Below are 16,933 nucleotides of genomic sequence, written 5' to 3'. Positions count from 1 at the left end.
ATGAAAATATCTAATTTTTTTAAAAACACTGAAGCTCACAAATTTATACGTACAGAAATGGAGTATGCACAAACACTGCTTAATGAGCTTAAATTCATGAATTTTAACTTCATATATATTAGGGCAAAAGAAAATATAAAATCGAAATACATTGCCATATGGCTATCTCAAATTTTATCAATTTTCTATACAAAAACTCAAGCTTTACAAAGTATTACAACTAATATCAAGAGTGTTATTTTGACTTTACGCCATATTGACACTAATGAATTGTTTAAACTAATTTTCAAGGCGTTTTTAAATATAGATATTACAGTCACTACACCAAAAACTAGTGTTATTGATATCTCACTAAAAGGAACAATAAAAACAAATTTTATTACATTTATTTCTCCTAGCACTGCACCAGGAAAACCGCTTAGAAAGATAATAACTAGAAAAAAAGTTGGATACGCTGCATCTAAAAAGGCTTTAATATTCAACTCTATTCCTAAAGGATATGATCATTCAATTTATGCTTTCATAAAAAGGATTATTCCTATAGATAAAGTTCTTAAAATTAATAATAAAGATAGTGAAAATATTATTACTTTTAACAATTAAGGAGACTTAATGGCTGATGATAAAGAAAAATTATTAATTGATGAACAAGAAACTGTTCAAACAAAAGATTTAAATAAGGTAACAAGCGTTAAAAACGATGATTTTTTATTACTTGATGATGAAGTTGTAAGTTGTAACGCTATTACTTTTAAAGATTTTTTAAACTCGCTAAAGACAAAATATTTAAAAGGGAAAGGACTAGACTATTTTAAAGAGATAATAAAGTCTACAATCGCTGAAGAACTTGCAGCTGATAAAGATTTTGTAGAAAAAATTTATGCTAAAACATTAGACAAACTAATTGGCAATGATTCTGATAAGCTTTCTAACCTTTTCAGTAAAATTAAATCTCGCCTTACAGATAGCATATCATTAGCTACTCTATCGAGAAGTAATGATCTTCTGATAATGCCCTCTTCAAGCACTATTCAAAAAAATACGCGTTCCCAAACAATTACTCGGAGTACCATCTAATTTTACTTATGACAGCACAACTTCCTGAACTACGCTTTATCCTTCTGACTACGAAAATAAATCAGTACCTGTTTCTTTGAAATACGATGAAAATCGTAGTATAATTCTTATTTTTTTCCAAAAGTTATGATCATGACCCTATTTACCTTGATATTGAGCTTGACATAAAACATTATTCAGATGTGAGCGATAAAATACTATATTTAAAGTATTCCGATGGAAGTGAAACGAGTATGGCTTATGAGCAATCGAACGCACCTAAAGCACTATCTAGCAGAACTCCTGTATACAAAGGGTGGTATGTCCAAAAGCAAGGCCGTGAATCAGGAAATCCTGTCCCAGTTCTTTTAAAGATGTAAATTTTTAGCAAAAATTACAATTTTGGTATATAATATATGTATAAATAAAAAAGTTAAAATGAAGAATTAAAAATGGATATTAAAATAACTGAACTTCTTATAAATTTAAATGAAATTAAACTTATAGCCGTAATGATTTTTGTCACTGTACTAGTTCTAGGAGTGTTAATTTTTCTAAAACCTTTACTAAAAGACATATTGTCAATAGTAATAGGTAAGATTTTTAGAAATGGCAATGACAATGGCAACAATCATATTAAAAAACGGGATTAATTTATGAAATTATCTAAAGATAATCATGATAGTGGACTTACGTCTATATCAACCCTTATTGAAATATTTTCTAAATTTGAAGGTGAATTTGATGAGATTGCACATAAAGGATTTTTTTAGTTTATGAGCTGTATACTCATTACAAATTAATTTATAAATCAAATATGGAAAAACTTGAGAATGCATTAACACCAACAATAAATAAAACACTCGCTCCAATAAATGAGAAAATCAATAAATGTATTGATCTAGTTAATTCTGATTAAAAAAATCTAAAAATATCTAATAAGCTCAAATTCAATAAAGAAGGAAAACCTATCTACCAGGAAGGGATAAATAATACAAAATAATACTGTTGGTTTAGGGCTTAATTTACTATCTAATTTAACTAACATAGCTAAAAATACTACCAACATAGATGATAACTACATTAATATTTTCAATAAAGTAATAGATTTTTTCTACAAAACATATATTGAAACACTAAAATCTATGGAAACGGCTGAATCAATGAGAATATTTGCAAAAATACAAGACATATTAAAATGCAATATTAAAATAATAGAGGCTATTTTTACTAATAAAAGCAAAAGAATTATTTCTTCATTAAAAGCAAAACGCAACAAAATCATGCATGAGTATATCAACCTTCTTAAGGGAGGTGAAAATGCTTAAGTTAGCAAACTACTTTTTACTTATTTTGCTACTATGCTGTACTATCATTGCTAGCCTACCGGGAGAACTTCACCCCCAATTATTCAAACACTAGAATCTTTAGCTAAATATGAGGAACAACTATCAGATTACGCTATGTATCCAGTAACATTTTTATCTAAAACAAAATCTAAAGTTAATGATCCGAATTATCCAGGAATATACTTATCCGGATTTATCAACACTAAAAGACGAACATTCAATAACTTCAATAAAACACAATATCAAACTACTTCTAGAGTACATTAAAAAAACAAAACCCATAGCAAAAAAAGTCTATAATACGTATTTCTAATTACAAATGAAAATTACAAAAAGGTTTTTCTTGCGATAATTTATAATTTATATATAAAAATATTTAAAGCTAACTAAAATAGTGTATAATATGGCAGTAAAGGGAAATTATTATGAAACCAGCACTATCAAATACTGCAAGTGTAAGTGAAGAACAAATGTATAACGAATTTATTAGACTAGGGATGGAACAATTAATAGTACAAGATTTATCAAAAAAATATTATCACAATGAACTTACCTATAGAGATTTAGAAAATTTAGAAAAACAATTTGAGATAAAGTTTGATAATCTTGTTTTTAAGATAGATAATGTAAAAAGTGAACTTACCGCTAAGATAGCTAATGTAGAAAAGAATTTAAAATAAGATATGTCTAATTTAGCACAAGATCTTAAACAAAATCTTGACGAAAAACTAATAATCAATTATTATTGAAAAAAATAAAAACTAATAATAAATTATTATCGGAAAAACTAAAAGTGAGCAACAGAATAATAACTATTTCCGCAATAGTAGTAGTCCCCATTGCTATATCTATCATAACAACCGGTGTTCTATCGCTAATTACTAGATTTTTCAAATAGAAATTACAAAAAATCTTCGACGCATAATTTATCATTTTTAAATAACACCCTTATAACATCAATATTTAAAAATAGGATCTATAGTTACAGAAAAATAAACTTTTTTGTTACTTAATGTATTGTACTGAAGAGAAAAAAGGGGATAAAAATGAAAATTATCAATAATATATTATTTTGCCTATTTTTACTCGTATTAAACAGTTATAATTCTAACAATAATGACCCTTTAAATAAAAATAATACACAGCAATACAAAGGTAGAAAAAAATGTGATTTAGATAAACAGGAACCTTAAGAAGAAAAAGAAGAAAAAGTAGAAAAAAAATTACTCTAACACCCGGTAAAAAAAATATTTAATTCCTTAGTAACTGCACTTAAATACACAACTGAAAAATTAAACAATCAGATACAAGGACGCATGAATGGGAACAGGAGTAAGTGTAATAACTTCTTTGATTGGCTCTCTAAAGAGATTGAAAAACAAAAAGAATTGGCCGGAGACTTTACCAAAGTTTATGACTTTTTAGAAAATAAAAGGAAATCAAAAGCAAATAATGAAGATTTTGATAGTTATATTAAAGGGGGGGGGGCTGGGGGGCTGGGGGGCTATTGATTGTAAAGTTGCTAATCAAAACAAAAACTGTAATGATCAAAATCATAATAATAAATATAGCGGTGATGGTGATAACGAAATAGAATAATATTTTAGGGGCATCGCTGGAGATATATTTGGTAAAAATTCTAATGATGAGATTTAAAAGCTTTTTAAAGATGAACTTTCAAAGACCAATAGCCATTATGCTGGTCTCACAAACAACTGAAACTAACTTAAATTGTAGTATCCATAAAATAGGATCTATAATTACAAAAATAAACTTATTTATTACCTAATATTTTTACCTATAGCAACCTCCCTTATTTGGGTGCCTTGCTGTTTTAATATATTGCCACGCTGCAAAAATATAATCAAATTGTTTTTCTTCTTTTAACGCACTAAAGAATTTTAATGGACTAATTCCGTAAACGGGCTGCTTAAGCGACATAAACACTTCAAAATTATTTAGATCATCTAGTTTGTTGTTTTTCTTGAAATATTCTTTTATAAGACTTGCCCAATAGTCTATGCTTTTAAGTTTGGGGTTTTACATGAAATACTTGAGTAAATCAGCCTCATTATTGGCACATATTGTTTGAACAATGGCGTTTATATTATCTTTTATTGCAAAATTAATTTACCCAGTTTTTTATGCTAGATAGCGCATCTTTAAAGATATTATAATAAAAAAACTATCTTTTCTTTGCTTTTGATTAACCTCGTTTTTTTGTTCTAAATTATTGTCTTTTTTTGTTCTTGATTAATCTCTTTTTTTTTGATTTTGATTGACGCTAACTTGCTTGCTAAGCATAGGATTTTCGCTTTCATAAGTATTATAAATAGATGCTACAACAGTATCCAATTCACTTTCTGTGTTAAGATATACAACTAATGCGTACCTTTTGAAATAATTAATAGCTTAACCAACAAATTATGACATTGTATTCATATTTTTAGACCCATTTTCATTGCTCCATTGTAATCTATCTGTATAAATTTGCATATCAAATGAACATTCATACCCAGTAATTGTACTGTACAATGTAGTTCTAATATAATCTATAACTTGACCCATTTTTCCCCTCTACAGAAATTGGATCTTAAAAAAAATTAAGCATTAAATTATGCTTTTTAATAACGTTTTTAATTTCTTTAACTATTTCATTGAAATTTTGATACCTATAGCCATGTCCTTTAAGATTTTTATATCAATACCCAATAACATAATTAGAGTATCCATATCGTTTAAAAAGTCTATTTTTGCTTACATATTATTTTGTATATCTTGATTATTATTGTTTGAAACATTGTTCATGTTTTACTCCTTTTATGATTAATAATAATTAAATATCAAAAACTATTTTTGCAAAAATTTTTGTTAAAAATTTTTGCAAAAAAAGAAGTGGGCCTTAACCAAACCCCCTTTAAAAAGAATTTCGTTAAGATCCCACTAAATCATTGTTTTTGCAAATTATCATAAAAGGTAGGTAAAAACATAAAGATATTTTCCTACGCTATTTGTAGTGTATCTCAATTTAGAATTAAAATCAATTTTCTTTTACAAAATTATAAAAAGTGTATTAAATTAATGAAATTAATAATTAGAATTTAATATTTTTTTAAAAAAGTATTTACTTTTAAATCAAAATTTTGCATTATAATAAAATTATTATTAATCATAAAAGGAGTAAAAAATGGGAGATTTTCCAAATAACACAAAAAGTACAAATTATCACAACAAATTACAACATAAATTAATAGTTCTTATCGCAACACTAAAGTACATAAACAACAAGTGCCAGAAATATACTCAAAAAAACATACTCTATTATTTTAATGAAAATCTAAAAAGAAATGGTCAAACCACCACTAAACTAAAAACAATGCAAAATTATCTTTACAAATTAGAAAAAGAAATAAAAGTCACAACTAACTACTATAAACACATGGGGATAAATTGTGGGACTGAAATTTACTATCACCTTAATTATCCCAAAAAAGAATGCTATCTTAAAATAAACCAATACTTTAAAGAAAAAAAACTTTCAAGATTCCAAAATAGAGCTAAAAACTACTTTAAAGACAAATTTACTAAAAAGGGAAGTGTAGATTTTAAGGAGTGTTTAAGTAATAGAAATAATAATATATAAGAAGAAAAAAAGAAAAAATCAAATAGAAAATTTTCAAGTAAGAAAATATTTCAATAAATGTAACTTTTCCTCTAAAAAAACCCTCTCAATTTTATTATATTTAGATATTAATAAAGATACATTGATTAAAATATTTAAAATCGCAAAAAGAACAGAAATTGCCCTAATGAAAGGCAAAAATATACATTTAAATCAATTCTTCTTTAAAGAAAAGCAAAACAAATTAAGAGAAATTTTGAGTAATACCCAAAAAGAATTAGAAAAAAAATGGATACAATACCGAACAACTGAAAACAAATGTTCAAAAAATATATGCATACTATAAAAATAACCCGCATTTTATCATTGAAAGTCAAAAATATAAAGATCTAAGAAACATAAAATGTAAATTAGAAAAATTAATTGAATTTAAAAAAGAAAGTTCGCAAAAAAATTGTGAGCATATAAAGATAAACATTTTTAATATTCTTATTGAGCGACTAAAAAATGCAGTAGAAATTGAAGTTTTAAAACCAATTATAAAAGACTATTTAAATGTCAAAAAGAAATTATAATATAATAAAGTATTTGATGCATATTATTATGAATTATTAGAAATAATAGAGAATGAAAACACTTCTTTAAAGTTAAAAGAACTTAGCAAAAAGGTTATATAAGGATTGAATATGGAAAATGCAGTTGAACCTACAAAAAGGGGTAAATTTAAAGTTGAATGTCAAAATAAAGAAAGGTTCATTAAAATTGAAAAAGAAAATGATAAAGAAATATACCATACAAAAATAATGGTGAAGTTTATAAATTCGGAGTTTATAAAAAATGAATTTTGAGTGTCATTAAGGGCATTGCATAATAGAGAAAGAGTTGCTGAAAAAATACATTTATACCCCCTATTAAAGGGGGATACAAATTTTTTGGGAATTTTTTACGTATTTAGAAAGCCAATAAAAAGACTTTTGTAAAGTACCAAGTAAAAGAAATTAAAAAATCTTATGGATTTGCAAGAGTATATTACATGTAATTTAGATTTAAAGCGAGCAGTGTTTTTTGATACCTTAAGGGATTATACCGCTTGCTATATAAAGATAGAATGAATAATCACTACAACAAGGTGTTATTTAGTATATTTACAGATCTAAAAAACAAGTATATGAATTTTATGGGAAAAAATACCCAGAACAAGGACCACTTACAAAATGGGTAATAAAAAATCTAAAATAATAACAATCGCATCAATTAAAAGCGATGTTGGTAAAAGCACAAGTTCAATTATGTTTGCAACTTTTTTGGCTCAAAAATATAAGATATTATTAATAGATATAGACACTCAAGCATCTACTACTAGTTATCATTATGATGATATACAAAAATCTGGTGTAGGCTTAAGAAAAAACAATATATAAAATTTTGATAGAAAAATTAGATATTAATCAATCAATTGTTAATGTTGCGAATAATTTAGATTTAATTCCCAGTTATTTAACTTTACATAGTATAAATGCTTTTAGCTATAAGCATACTTTTAATGAATTTAGATTAAAAAATGAGCTTAAACGCTTAAATGTTTGTATGATTTTGTTATAATTGATACTCCTACAAGTTTGGATTTTGCTTTAACCAATGCCTTAATTTTTTATAATTATGTTATTGTACCTTTACTGGCAGAAAAATGGAAAATTGAAAGTTTTGATCTTTTAAAATTTTTTATGGAAAAAATAGGTTTAGAATTGCCTACTTATTTTATGATAACGAGATTCAAGAAAAATAATACACATAAACAATTATTGGAAATGTTTAACGCTAAAGAAAACTTTTTAGGAATGATATCGGGAAGAGAAGACTTAAATAGAAGAATTACTTGCAATTCTTCTATTGATTTTCAAATGGATTATATAAAAGAATATAAAAATTCATTAATGAATTTTTATACAAAATTAAAATAATCCTACTTATTTGTTCAACGCATTGAACAAATAAGTAGTAGGATTGTTATGAAAACTAATACAAAGTTTAGAATCAATAGAAGAAATATTGATTCTAAAGGAAATGCATTACTTGTAGATTTTTCTAATGTCAATAAAGATGGTGTTGAAATAGATCGTTATAATATTTTGAAAAAGAAATTATATGTAAACCTTAGAGAAGGAATTTCTAATAGAATAGAATGTATGAAAATCTTAAAAGAAATTAAAGATAATAAATATTATAAACTTGATGGATACAAAAGTTTTGATGCTTTTATAAAGGATTATGATGTTGCAAAAACTCAAGCTTATAATTATTTAAAAATTGCTAATGCAATAGAATCGGGTGTTATTGAGGAACAATATGTATTAGATAATGGATTTAGACTAATATTAAGTGTATTTAAAAACAAGGAAAGTCCAACTTTAAAAAAATCTAAACAAAACCCGATAAAACCACTGAGATTCCAGCTTAAAAAGCAAGAAAGCTATGATTTTTATAAAAGTAATGCTAAATTTACAGGATTTTTATTGGATAAATTATTTAGTGATGAAAGAGAAATAATTAAAAAAATTATGAAAGAATATAAACAATTAAAAGGATAATAAGGAGATTGTATGAGCAATTTAGCATATAAGGCATACAATATAGAAAGTATAAAAAATGAATTTTTAAAAATCGGGCTTAATAAAGAGGAAATAGACTTTGTTTTTATTCATAATAATAATTATAACTTTGAATTTTTAAAAGAGAGATTGATTGATGTAGAAAGAAATTTACGTAAAGATCTCAATATGGGGAACAGACTAATTCATTTTATGACATTAACAGCAGCAATTCTTGGCCCAATTTTAAATGCTTTATTTATGAGATATTTACAATTCATTAAATAATTAAATAATGCACAATTTACTTTTTAAATAGCATATTATGATGCTGATTAATATTGTAAAAAGTAACATTTTATTTTTTCTCTATTCTAAATTAGAGTTTATTTAAACTTTTTAACAAAAGAATTTAAATGAGTTTTCGTTTTATAAAAATACAAATTGATTTTAATTCTAAATTGAACCATATTTAATTTTTTTAAAAACTTGACAAAAATAATATTAGAGATAGCTATGTATAGCTAAAAAATTTTTTTATCAAAATTAATTCAATTATGCTGGGACTTAACTAGATTCTTTAAGTAGAGAATTCGGTTAAATCCTATCTTTTTTTCAAAAATTTTTGTTAAAAACTTGGCAAAAATAGTTTTTAATTAATAATGATTATTAATCATAAAAGGAGAAAAACATGAACAATGTTTCAAACGATAATAATCAAGAAAATAAAAGCATAAATGGGGATTCCAAAATGATATATGTTAATCAACAAAGTTTTATTGGATGCGAAGTATTTGAGGAAAAATCTTTTCCAATTAAAGAAAAAAGAAAATTGAGCAAGATAGGCAAAAAATTACCAGGAATAAGCAGTAAAGAATGTTTTAGTTTTAACAAAATCTTGATTTTAGCGAGCAGAGAAATAAGCTTATAAATACGGTCCTAGTGAAATAGATACTGTTTTAATTGGTGATGCTGGTCTTAAAGACTTAATAGTAAATAAAGTTCTTAAATATTTTGGAATGAGTATGTCTTTTGAAGAGAATTTATATATGTTAAAAGGTAAAGAGTTAGAAAATTTAGGATTTAGAGAGTCTGCTAAGGCACACGGTGATAATATTGCTGTTTTGTACAAAAACAAATATGCCAATGGTGTTGATAAATATAATTATTTTTAAAAAATGGGCAGTATGGAAACTTTAGTAAGATCAACAATTAATGGATGGTTTATAAATATTTATAACGATATAGAGCTCTTAGAGATTAAGAGTAATGACTCTAATTATATGAGTAGCGCCATTTAAGAGTACAATAAAAATGGGAATTTTTTAAGCAGTAAGTATTTTTTCAAATACTATTGCAGGCACAAATGCAACTAGCATGTACTGGGCTTGAGCATTGCAATTTATTCTTTTTAATAAACGCTGCATCGATCAATTGTAAGATAAAAAGAAATGATTCTTTAATATCAAAAGTGCTTGAATTTGTTAGGAAATGTGAACAAGAAGTTTTCAATTTAAGAAACAAAATTTTCAAAGAAAATGATGTTAATTTACTAATATCAAATAATATTGATAATAATACGTTTATTAAGCTTGTTGAAGATTTAATAGTAAATAGCAATTTTTTACCAATCTGGAGTTGAGTTTCATTGGGTAAAAGAATTTGTAGAGTATGTTGAGTTTATAGATCTTGAGATTAAAACCGAGCAGTCTACTATAAATCTTGAGGAAAATCTTATTAAGATTGACAATCTAAAAGCAGAATTAAATAAAATTCAAAATGAAAACAAAAAAAGAGAAAAACCTATAAAAGAACTGCTCAAAATTAAAATTGATGAAATTTTGAATAAATATACACTAATTATTCATGTAAATTACAGATTTAAATAATTTGTGTTTAACTATGATCCTGAGAAAAGGACAATATCAGATAGATTAAAAGGGCTTATACCAATAAGTAGCAAAGTGTTATTGCCGAGCAATATGAGTAATATCACGTATGCAAATAGTATCCCCTTTTGAATGGGGATACTAAAGAGCTAAAAAAACTAACATCGGAGGTTGATCAATGATTATTAGTAAAATAAAACAAAGTAATAAGGGTTTACTTGTAGAGATACAAAAGTGGGGCTGCTATTTCTTGTGTTTGCATTACTATACAAGCTTATTTAAGAAGCTCGATTTTAATGCTTTTGATATAAATGCAGCGTATTACAGATTTTTAGGACTTGATTATATTAGGAGCAATTGTTTTATTAAGAATCTTTGTCTGATACTTAATTACTATAGAATTAGGAGTATCGCAAGATATGAAACTTCTAGTTATTTTGGAGCTTCAAATGAGTTTGAAATAAGTGAAGTAAAAATTAAGGGGGTTAATGGATTTCACTTTATTGCTACAAAAGAACAAGAGATACTATATAATTCACTTGATTTAAAACCACGTGGAAAAGAATTTAGGGTAACTTTAAAGCGCATCTTTAAGTTTAGATAGTTTGTACTATAGCTTTAAACTATTTTTAGTACATTTATAAGCTTGAATTTTGTTTACAGAAGAGATTCCTTAGATATTATCAATTTCAAATGTTGAGTAATAATTCATAAGTTCTTTAATTTGAAAAGAATTATAGCCATTAGATTTTAAATTTAAAATAAACAAATTTTTACATAAATGAAGCGAGTTATTTGCCCTAAAGCCCGATTTTTAAGTAGATTTTTGAATTTTCTAAAAATGTTGATAATGTCAATTTGATTATCTTTAAACTTATGTTTGGTTTTTGGGAAAAGATAAATTCTTTTTGTATCAAGATTTTTTCTTCGAAATGATTTTTTATGTGCTGTTTGAATAGCGTTATATTCCTTAGAGTTAATGACAATTTCTCTAACACAAGTAACATTTCTTTTTTTTGCTACATTTACTTTTATATTGTAATAAATTTCACCAGTTTTGCTTGATAAAGGGGTAATATCTTGCATTTTTACTTTTTGAATTTCAGTGCCCCCTACCACCACTTATTAAAAGTAAATATACGAACCAGCCGGATATTGAATCACAGTTTGTTTTAGTTGTTTGATACACTTTACAATTAGTTTGCTAGTTTTTGGAGTTAAGTAAAATTTAGGACTAGTTTTTAAATTTTCTTTTTTATTTTTAGATAAATTTTTTAGAGTAGTTTTAAGAATTTTATTTTCATCTAGTAGATTTTGATAATCTTTTACCAGTTTGAAGAATAAACCTGTAACACCTTTATTTAAATTAAGATAATTATTATTGTCCATAAAAACAACTCCTTATAAGTGTTACTTTTAAATTAAGTAAAAGTAATAAAAATAGATAAAAATCACATTTTGTATTTTACCAAAAACAAAAAATTTTAGTCAAATTTTTGGCTTTCTCATTGTGCAAAATATGGGCTTTAGAGTGGCCTTAGTAAGTAGAAGTGTTGATTTTTAAGGGGGGCACTTAAGAAAGATATGATACTTTAGCTGATATATAGCAAAAACTATGAAATTTAATTGTATACATTTTGTAGTCTTATTTAATGAGTTTGCTATTTGTAATGGTGAGATTTTTAGGAGTTAATTAAAATTACATTTGAATTTTATTACTATGTAATTTGAAATGTAACAAAACTATTTATTTAAATGTTATAAAAAATTGTAATTATTAGATGTTGCATTATCTTTGAAATTTATGGAGTAACTTATGAATAAAGATATAAATAAAAAAATGTTTATTATTTGTGTTGTTTATGTACTGATAAGCTCTTGTGCAAATTTTACAAGTAGGTTAAGTAAGCAGGGTAGTCTAAGTGAGCAAGGTTTGGTAAGTGAGCAAGTAAGTGATGATACAATAAAATTCTCTAAATTTACTGTAAAAATTAAAAATAAAGATAATAGCAGTAATTGGATAAATTTAGGAACTTTGGTTATAGAAAAAGAAAAAGATGGCATTGCAACGGGTTTAAACAATGATGATCAAGGAGGAGGACACACGGCTAAATTCTTTTCATTAGAAGAGTCAGAAGTTAATAACTTTGTAAAAGCAATGACTGAAGGTGGAACATTTAAAACTAATTTGTATTATGGATATAGGGAACAAAGTACTGAAAAGGGTATCCAAAATAAACAGATAATAACAAAGATAGAAAAAATTAATGGTTCTGAATATATTACATTTTCAGGAGATAGAATTAAAGACTCAGGAGATAGGACTACTGAATATGTAATATATGCAATATCATTAGAAGAACTTAAGAAAAATTTAAAATAGAAGTTCAAAGTATAGGAGAGAACAATTATGAATAAAAAAATGTTTATTGTTTGTGTTGTTTTTGCACTGATAATTTCTTGCAAGAATTATGTAAGTGGTAAAGATTTAAAACAAAACGTAAAAGAACAAGTTGAGGGATTTTTAGATACAAACAAAGAAGAGTTGGTTGGGGAGCTTAAAAAGCAATTAATGCAGGGTGATGATCCTAATAACAGGCTATTTGATCCATCCTCAACACATTGCCGGCAAGTCGCCACAATAACACGCCTATATTAAAAACGGCACAAAGTGGTGGTCAAAAAGAAGGAAAAGAAGAGATTGAAAAAAAAATAAAAAAATTAAAGGATAAAGTAGAAAAATCGGATTCTAAAAAAACTCCTATTAAAACATATCTTGAGTATGAAAAGGAAATAAAAAAAATAAGAGAAGAATTAGAGGATAAATTAAAAGATAAAAAAGAAGAGAAAGAAAAACTTGAAAAAGAATTAAAAGAACTCAAAGAGAGCTTGAAAAAGAAAAAAGATGAAAGAAAAAAAGAACTAGAGAAGGCTAAACAGGAGTTTCAAGATCTTAAAGGCAAAGTTGATTCTACAGCTGGAAAAACTAGTGGGCAGCAAGTTAAAAGTCAGGGACAAGTTGGGCAACAAGCCTGGAATAAGGCCAAAGAATTAGGTTTAAGTGTAAATTTTTCTGGTAGTGCTGATACTAGCGATATGACTAAAGGAATAATAGATGATTCGCTTAAAAAGATTGAAGAAGAGCTTAACAATAGCATAGAAGATGCTAGAGAAGTTAAAAAAGAATGAAAAATGGTTTTTAAAAGCATAAATTATGAAAACTAAGACTAGTTATTAGTCTTAGTTTCTTATTTAAGTTGATTTTGCTTAAATTTGGACAATAAATCTGTAGGGAATATGAGAAAAATTAGTTTATTAACAGTTTTATTTGTATTAAGTATTAGTTTAAATGCTTTTATGAGCAAAGAGATGGAAAAAAATTATGCAAAATCCAAAAGAGCTTTTTCTGAAGAAGATTTTAATTTGATAAATAAAAAACTAGATAATCATGTTTTTGCTGCTGCTATTGAAATTAGAGGGGAGTTAAAAAAATTAGAATTAAAGAAAAAAGTGTTTTTTTGGATGCTCTTGATGTTATAGTATATCTTATTTAAATTAAATTAATAACTAACATTATGACTATAAGTTTATGGCCAATAGCTAACCTTATATAAGGTGTTCCAAATTCAATTTTTGATTATTTAATACAACTAGATTCCGATAAAATTGACTGTGCTGAGAAATATGGAGAGAAAGCTAGAAATAAGTTTAAAGAATCTTATTTTAAAGATAAAGTGAGTGCAGTTAAACAAATTTTGGTTGATTTACCTAAAGATTAGGGTTTTAATTAAAAAAAGATTTCGAAATAAAATTAATAGTCTTTATAAGCGTAAATTATGAAAAATAAGACTAATAACCAGTCTTATTTTTTTATTTGTTCACATTTACTAAACATTGTAAGTACAGATCAGTGATTAATTAATATGTATAAAGAAGTTGTCAGTTTATGTTAACAATTTATCAAATTGCTTTGCTATTTAGAGTAATAATTTGTTAAATTCGTTACTTTAGGAGAATTCTTTTGAAAAGAGATAAACGATCTTTTGATTATTATGTTGCATATTTTAGATAAAGATCCTTAAATGATGGAGAAATAGCAGCCAAACTCGGAGTTTCTAGAGTAAATGTAAAGAGTCTGTTAACAAGGATTCTGGAGTAACAATTAGTGAAGATACTTTTGAGCACCTTGTAGCACAAACTTTTGAATCTGAATTTAAAGCTAAAAAAAGTTAAGGGAGAATTAGATTTAGAGCGCTTCAATTTAGAATTAGAATTTATACGTGCTTAAGCAATATTATAGTATTGAGCTTGCTAGTATGCTTTCAAAAATAGACGATTTAAGATTTAAAATTGACTCTTTAAATAAACAATGCAACAAAAAAATGAAAAAGGTATTAATGAAAAAATTAGTTCTTTAAAGGATGAGCTTAATGATCTAATAAAGGGGTGTTCAATAAGAGAACTGAAGCTTTACTATGAATGTATTAAAAGACTTGTTACTGCTCATGAAGTTGAGAATAAAAGTATCTTCACTTGCTAAAAAACAAACATAAAACTTTTCAAACTTATAAATAAAGAAAAATACAATTTTAAAAATAAAATTATTCCTCAAAAAAAATATTACTATAAATAGTATACAATATAAAAATATACTAATCAAAATCAATTATAACAAAAAAATATAAAGACAAACCTAACTTTAGATAAATCCATAATAACTACAACGGCTGTAAAAATATTATGGAAAGAATATAAATACTAACAAAACATCAATCTTAAAAGAGGTAGAAAAACTATTAATAAATAATATATAGCATACCCTATATCAATAAAGTTTTAAGGTTAACGAAAAATATAAAATATACGATAAAGAAATCTCTGAAACCTTAAAATATAAAAAGCATTCAATAAACACCATTGCGATGAAATAATAAAATTATTGATATTGTTTTATTATTTTTAATATAAAATAATAGTGCAACCTATATATATATATTTAGAAAAAAGTTGCCCTCAAAAGGAAACACTAAAAACAAAAGAATTGCCTAAAATTTAAACTAGATTATAATTCTAGAGATTTCTTTATCTTTTGAAACTGTTAATCAATTTCAAATAAATCATAATCCAGCCTTGTTTTAATCTCACCTAATAAGTTAATTAATTCTTTAGATCTATTAGAACCTAAACTCAAAAAGCCCCCCTTAAAATCTTTTTCATCATAGTTTTAAAATAGTGGCAATAAAGAATTCGGATCAACTCCATTTCCCAACTTTTTAAAATTATTAATAAAAGCCCTTTTAATGTCGCTCAAGACACAATGTTTAGCCACACTCAATTTCAAATTAGAAAGCGCAACTTTTTTAGAAAAAAATTATTATAATGCATTTAATATAGATATCAAATATTTTTTAAAAACAAATATTTGATATCTCCTTAAAAATATTTATATAACTTGAGCTCTTCTACTAATTCTTTATTTCTTCATTCTTTTTTTATAAACATATTTTCCAATCTCTTTTCTTAAATTGAATTCTTCATATCTTGAAGTACTAAGTTTAGAGCCCCTGATGAATCAATTTAACCTTTAAATTTTTGTTTGTTGTATTCGTTGTATTTAATTTCATCACACATTATGCTACATGATAACCATCAATATCTTTTTTTCCAAATTTCAACTGAATTTTTATTCTCTTTAATTATATTATTATATTCTAATTTATTGAATTCAAAACCTAAATTTAGAGATAGCGGTTTCATTAGTTAAATCTTTCTTTAAGGCTTCATATAATATTTTTATTTCATTTTTATACCTTTCAATATTATTCTTATGTCCTTTGATATTAGATTTTTCTCAATCAATCCTTAACATTATTGGAAAAGAAACTATAAATTTAAAATTTTTTGTTGAAAACGATTGTCAAAATAGTATAAGATGAATAATTATAAATTTCATCTTAATAATTTAAAGATTAATAAATCAAAAAAGTGATCCAAAATATTATCGTTAACCAAAAGATAGTAATATTAATCACCCTAAAACTTATACTGATGAGATAGGGTTTAAGGATTTCCTAATTTTTTGTAATCTTTTAATTTTATCCTAGAATTCTTTTGCATAATGTTAAACTTGCCCCCAAATTTTTATGTAAAATATCTATCTTTAGCTTCATTTACTAATTGCTTTTTTTCTATTTCTAATCTTTTTTTTATTAGAATGTTCAAAATTAATCAACCGAATGCTCTATGTCCACTAAAAATTTATCAACAGCTCCTAAAGGATGTAAACCATAACCAAATAATATAAGTAAAAACAAAAACTTAAAATTAAAACGATTCATTGTGCTTATTTAAAATAATAAACAGCAATTTTTATGTTAAAAATTTTCTATCTGCAATTCCCATAAAATTTTAGTAAAAATTAATTTGCTA

General features: G+C 25.3%; 19 protein-coding genes and 9 pseudogenes. 23 read left to right on the top strand and 5 right to left on the bottom strand.

Annotated features, from left to right (window positions below):
• The 8 genes and pseudogenes from BVAVS116_RS05690 (at position 1) to BVAVS116_RS06890 (ending at position 3,916) form a co-directional block, all read left to right on the top strand.
• Positions 1-603: a DUF735 family protein gene (locus BVAVS116_RS05690; RefSeq protein WP_015899291.1), complete on the top strand. Its 603-nt coding sequence runs from the start codon at positions 1-3 to the stop codon at positions 601-603.
• A gap of 9 nt (positions 604-612) precedes the next feature.
• Positions 613-1,436: pseudogene (locus BVAVS116_RS05685) on the top strand (DUF685 domain-containing protein).
• 72 nt (positions 1,437-1,508) lie between these two features.
• Positions 1,509-1,709 (top strand): BlyA family holin, encoded by a 201-nt coding sequence (locus BVAVS116_RS05680; protein WP_040351407.1) that lies wholly within the window; start codon positions 1,509-1,511, stop codon positions 1,707-1,709.
• Positions 1,710-1,712: 3 nt separating this feature from the next.
• Positions 1,713-2,059 (top strand): annotated as a pseudogene (locus BVAVS116_RS05675) (BlyB family putative holin accessory protein).
• Entirely contained in the window at positions 2,049-2,384 is a 336-nt protein-coding gene (locus tag BVAVS116_RS05670; protein ID WP_040351406.1) for a BlyB family putative holin accessory protein, read from the top strand. The pseudogene BVAVS116_RS05675 and the gene BVAVS116_RS05670 overlap by 11 nt, the downstream one beginning before the upstream one ends.
• Positions 2,377-2,718: pseudogene (locus BVAVS116_RS06325) on the top strand (BBA14 family lipoprotein). Before BVAVS116_RS05670 ends, BVAVS116_RS06325 begins: the two are co-directional and overlap by 8 nt.
• Positions 2,719-2,830: 112 nt before the next feature.
• Positions 2,831-3,303, top strand: a pseudogene (gene bdr, locus BVAVS116_RS06740) (Bdr family repetitive protein).
• A 418-nt stretch (positions 3,304-3,721) separates the two neighbouring features.
• Positions 3,722-3,916, top strand: coding sequence for an Mlp family lipoprotein (locus BVAVS116_RS06890; RefSeq protein WP_015899282.1), 195 nt, complete (start codon positions 3,722-3,724; stop codon positions 3,914-3,916).
• Positions 3,917-4,199: 283 nt separating this feature from the next.
• Here the strand turns inward: BVAVS116_RS06890 and BVAVS116_RS06980 are convergent, their stop codons facing one another.
• From BVAVS116_RS06980 to BVAVS116_RS06965, 4 genes are all read right to left on the bottom strand, one after another.
• Positions 4,200-4,346 (bottom strand): hypothetical protein, encoded by a 147-nt coding sequence (locus BVAVS116_RS06980; RefSeq protein ID WP_015899279.1) that lies wholly within the window; start codon positions 4,344-4,346, stop codon positions 4,200-4,202.
• Positions 4,347-4,658: 312 nt separating this feature from the next.
• Positions 4,659-4,814, bottom strand: coding sequence for an ERF family protein (locus BVAVS116_RS06975; protein WP_210753536.1), 156 nt, complete (start codon positions 4,812-4,814; stop codon positions 4,659-4,661).
• A 15-nt stretch (positions 4,815-4,829) separates the two neighbouring features.
• The gene (locus BVAVS116_RS06970) at positions 4,830-4,973 is read right to left on the bottom strand and encodes a hypothetical protein (RefSeq protein WP_015899278.1); all 144 of its coding nucleotides are present in this window, start codon (positions 4,971-4,973) and stop codon (positions 4,830-4,832) included.
• A 25-nt stretch (positions 4,974-4,998) separates the two neighbouring features.
• Entirely contained in the window at positions 4,999-5,058 is a 60-nt protein-coding gene (locus BVAVS116_RS06965) for a hypothetical protein (protein ID WP_407637031.1), read from the bottom strand.
• A 534-nt stretch (positions 5,059-5,592) separates the two neighbouring features.
• Between BVAVS116_RS06965 and BVAVS116_RS05650 the strand changes: the two are divergent.
• From BVAVS116_RS05650 to BVAVS116_RS05620, 9 genes and pseudogenes are all read left to right on the top strand, one after another.
• Positions 5,593-6,704, top strand: a pseudogene (locus BVAVS116_RS05650) (plasmid maintenance protein).
• 9 nt (positions 6,705-6,713) lie between these two features.
• A complete protein-coding gene (locus tag BVAVS116_RS06960) occupies positions 6,714-6,875 on the top strand; it encodes a hypothetical protein (RefSeq protein WP_015899272.1) in 162 nt (53 codons plus the stop codon).
• Positions 6,876-7,007: a DUF226 domain-containing protein gene (locus BVAVS116_RS06955; RefSeq protein WP_015899271.1), complete on the top strand. Its 132-nt coding sequence runs from the start codon at positions 6,876-6,878 to the stop codon at positions 7,005-7,007.
• Between the two features lie 128 nt (positions 7,008-7,135).
• Positions 7,136-7,249, top strand: coding sequence for a hypothetical protein (locus tag BVAVS116_RS06950; RefSeq protein ID WP_407637030.1), 114 nt, complete (start codon positions 7,136-7,138; stop codon positions 7,247-7,249).
• A pseudogene (locus tag BVAVS116_RS05640) lies at positions 7,242-7,988 on the top strand (ParA family protein). The gene BVAVS116_RS06950 and the pseudogene BVAVS116_RS05640 overlap by 8 nt, the downstream one beginning before the upstream one ends.
• Positions 7,989-8,036: 48 nt before the next feature.
• Positions 8,037-8,615 carry a chromosome replication/partitioning protein gene (locus BVAVS116_RS05635; RefSeq protein WP_015899266.1) on the top strand — a complete coding sequence of 193 codons (579 nt, stop codon included), beginning with the start codon at positions 8,037-8,039 and terminating at the stop codon, positions 8,613-8,615.
• A 12-nt stretch (positions 8,616-8,627) separates the two neighbouring features.
• Positions 8,628-8,903, top strand: coding sequence for a Bdr family repetitive protein (gene bdr, locus BVAVS116_RS05630; RefSeq protein ID WP_015899265.1), 276 nt, complete (start codon positions 8,628-8,630; stop codon positions 8,901-8,903).
• A 403-nt stretch (positions 8,904-9,306) separates the two neighbouring features.
• Positions 9,307-10,636, top strand: a pseudogene (locus BVAVS116_RS05625) (DUF244 domain-containing protein).
• A gap of 46 nt (positions 10,637-10,682) precedes the next feature.
• Positions 10,683-11,108: a DUF261 domain-containing protein gene (locus BVAVS116_RS05620; protein WP_015899260.1), complete on the top strand. Its 426-nt coding sequence runs from the start codon at positions 10,683-10,685 to the stop codon at positions 11,106-11,108.
• Between the two features lie 6 nt (positions 11,109-11,114).
• Here the strand turns inward: BVAVS116_RS05620 and BVAVS116_RS05615 are convergent.
• Positions 11,115-11,893: pseudogene (locus tag BVAVS116_RS05615) on the bottom strand (site-specific integrase).
• Between the two features lie 427 nt (positions 11,894-12,320).
• On the opposite strand from BVAVS116_RS05615, the gene BVAVS116_RS05610 reads away from it, so the two are divergent.
• The 6 genes and pseudogenes from BVAVS116_RS05610 to BVAVS116_RS05590 all read left to right on the top strand — a co-directional run bounded on the left by BVAVS116_RS05610 (position 12,321) and on the right by BVAVS116_RS05590 (position 15,044).
• Positions 12,321-12,887, top strand: a complete 567-nt coding sequence (locus BVAVS116_RS05610) for an Erp family outer-surface lipoprotein (protein WP_015899258.1) — start codon at positions 12,321-12,323, stop codon at positions 12,885-12,887.
• Positions 12,888-12,914: 27 nt separating this feature from the next.
• Entirely contained in the window at positions 12,915-13,163 is a 249-nt protein-coding gene (locus BVAVS116_RS06945) for a hypothetical protein (RefSeq protein ID WP_015899257.1), read from the top strand.
• Entirely contained in the window at positions 13,127-13,693 is a 567-nt protein-coding gene (locus tag BVAVS116_RS06175; protein WP_015899256.1) for a hypothetical protein, read from the top strand. Before BVAVS116_RS06945 ends, BVAVS116_RS06175 begins: the two co-directional genes overlap by 37 nt.
• A 108-nt stretch (positions 13,694-13,801) precedes the next feature.
• Positions 13,802-14,044: an exported protein A EppA gene (gene eppA, locus BVAVS116_RS06940; protein WP_234929948.1), complete on the top strand. Its 243-nt coding sequence runs from the start codon at positions 13,802-13,804 to the stop codon at positions 14,042-14,044.
• An 89-nt stretch (positions 14,045-14,133) separates the two neighbouring features.
• Positions 14,134-14,283 (top strand): exported protein A EppA, encoded by a 150-nt coding sequence (eppA, locus tag BVAVS116_RS06935; RefSeq protein WP_210365599.1) that lies wholly within the window; start codon positions 14,134-14,136, stop codon positions 14,281-14,283.
• Positions 14,284-14,525: 242 nt separating this feature from the next.
• Positions 14,526-15,044, top strand: a pseudogene (locus BVAVS116_RS05590) (DUF603 domain-containing protein).
• Positions 15,045-16,933: the final 1,889 nt, after the last annotated feature.

The organism is Borreliella valaisiana VS116 (genome assembly GCF_000170955.2).
GTDB lineage: Bacteria > Spirochaetota > Spirochaetia > Borreliales > Borreliaceae > Borreliella > Borreliella valaisiana.
Note: the sequence above shows the minus strand (reverse complement) of the source record. Positions and strands in the feature narration are given on the sequence as shown.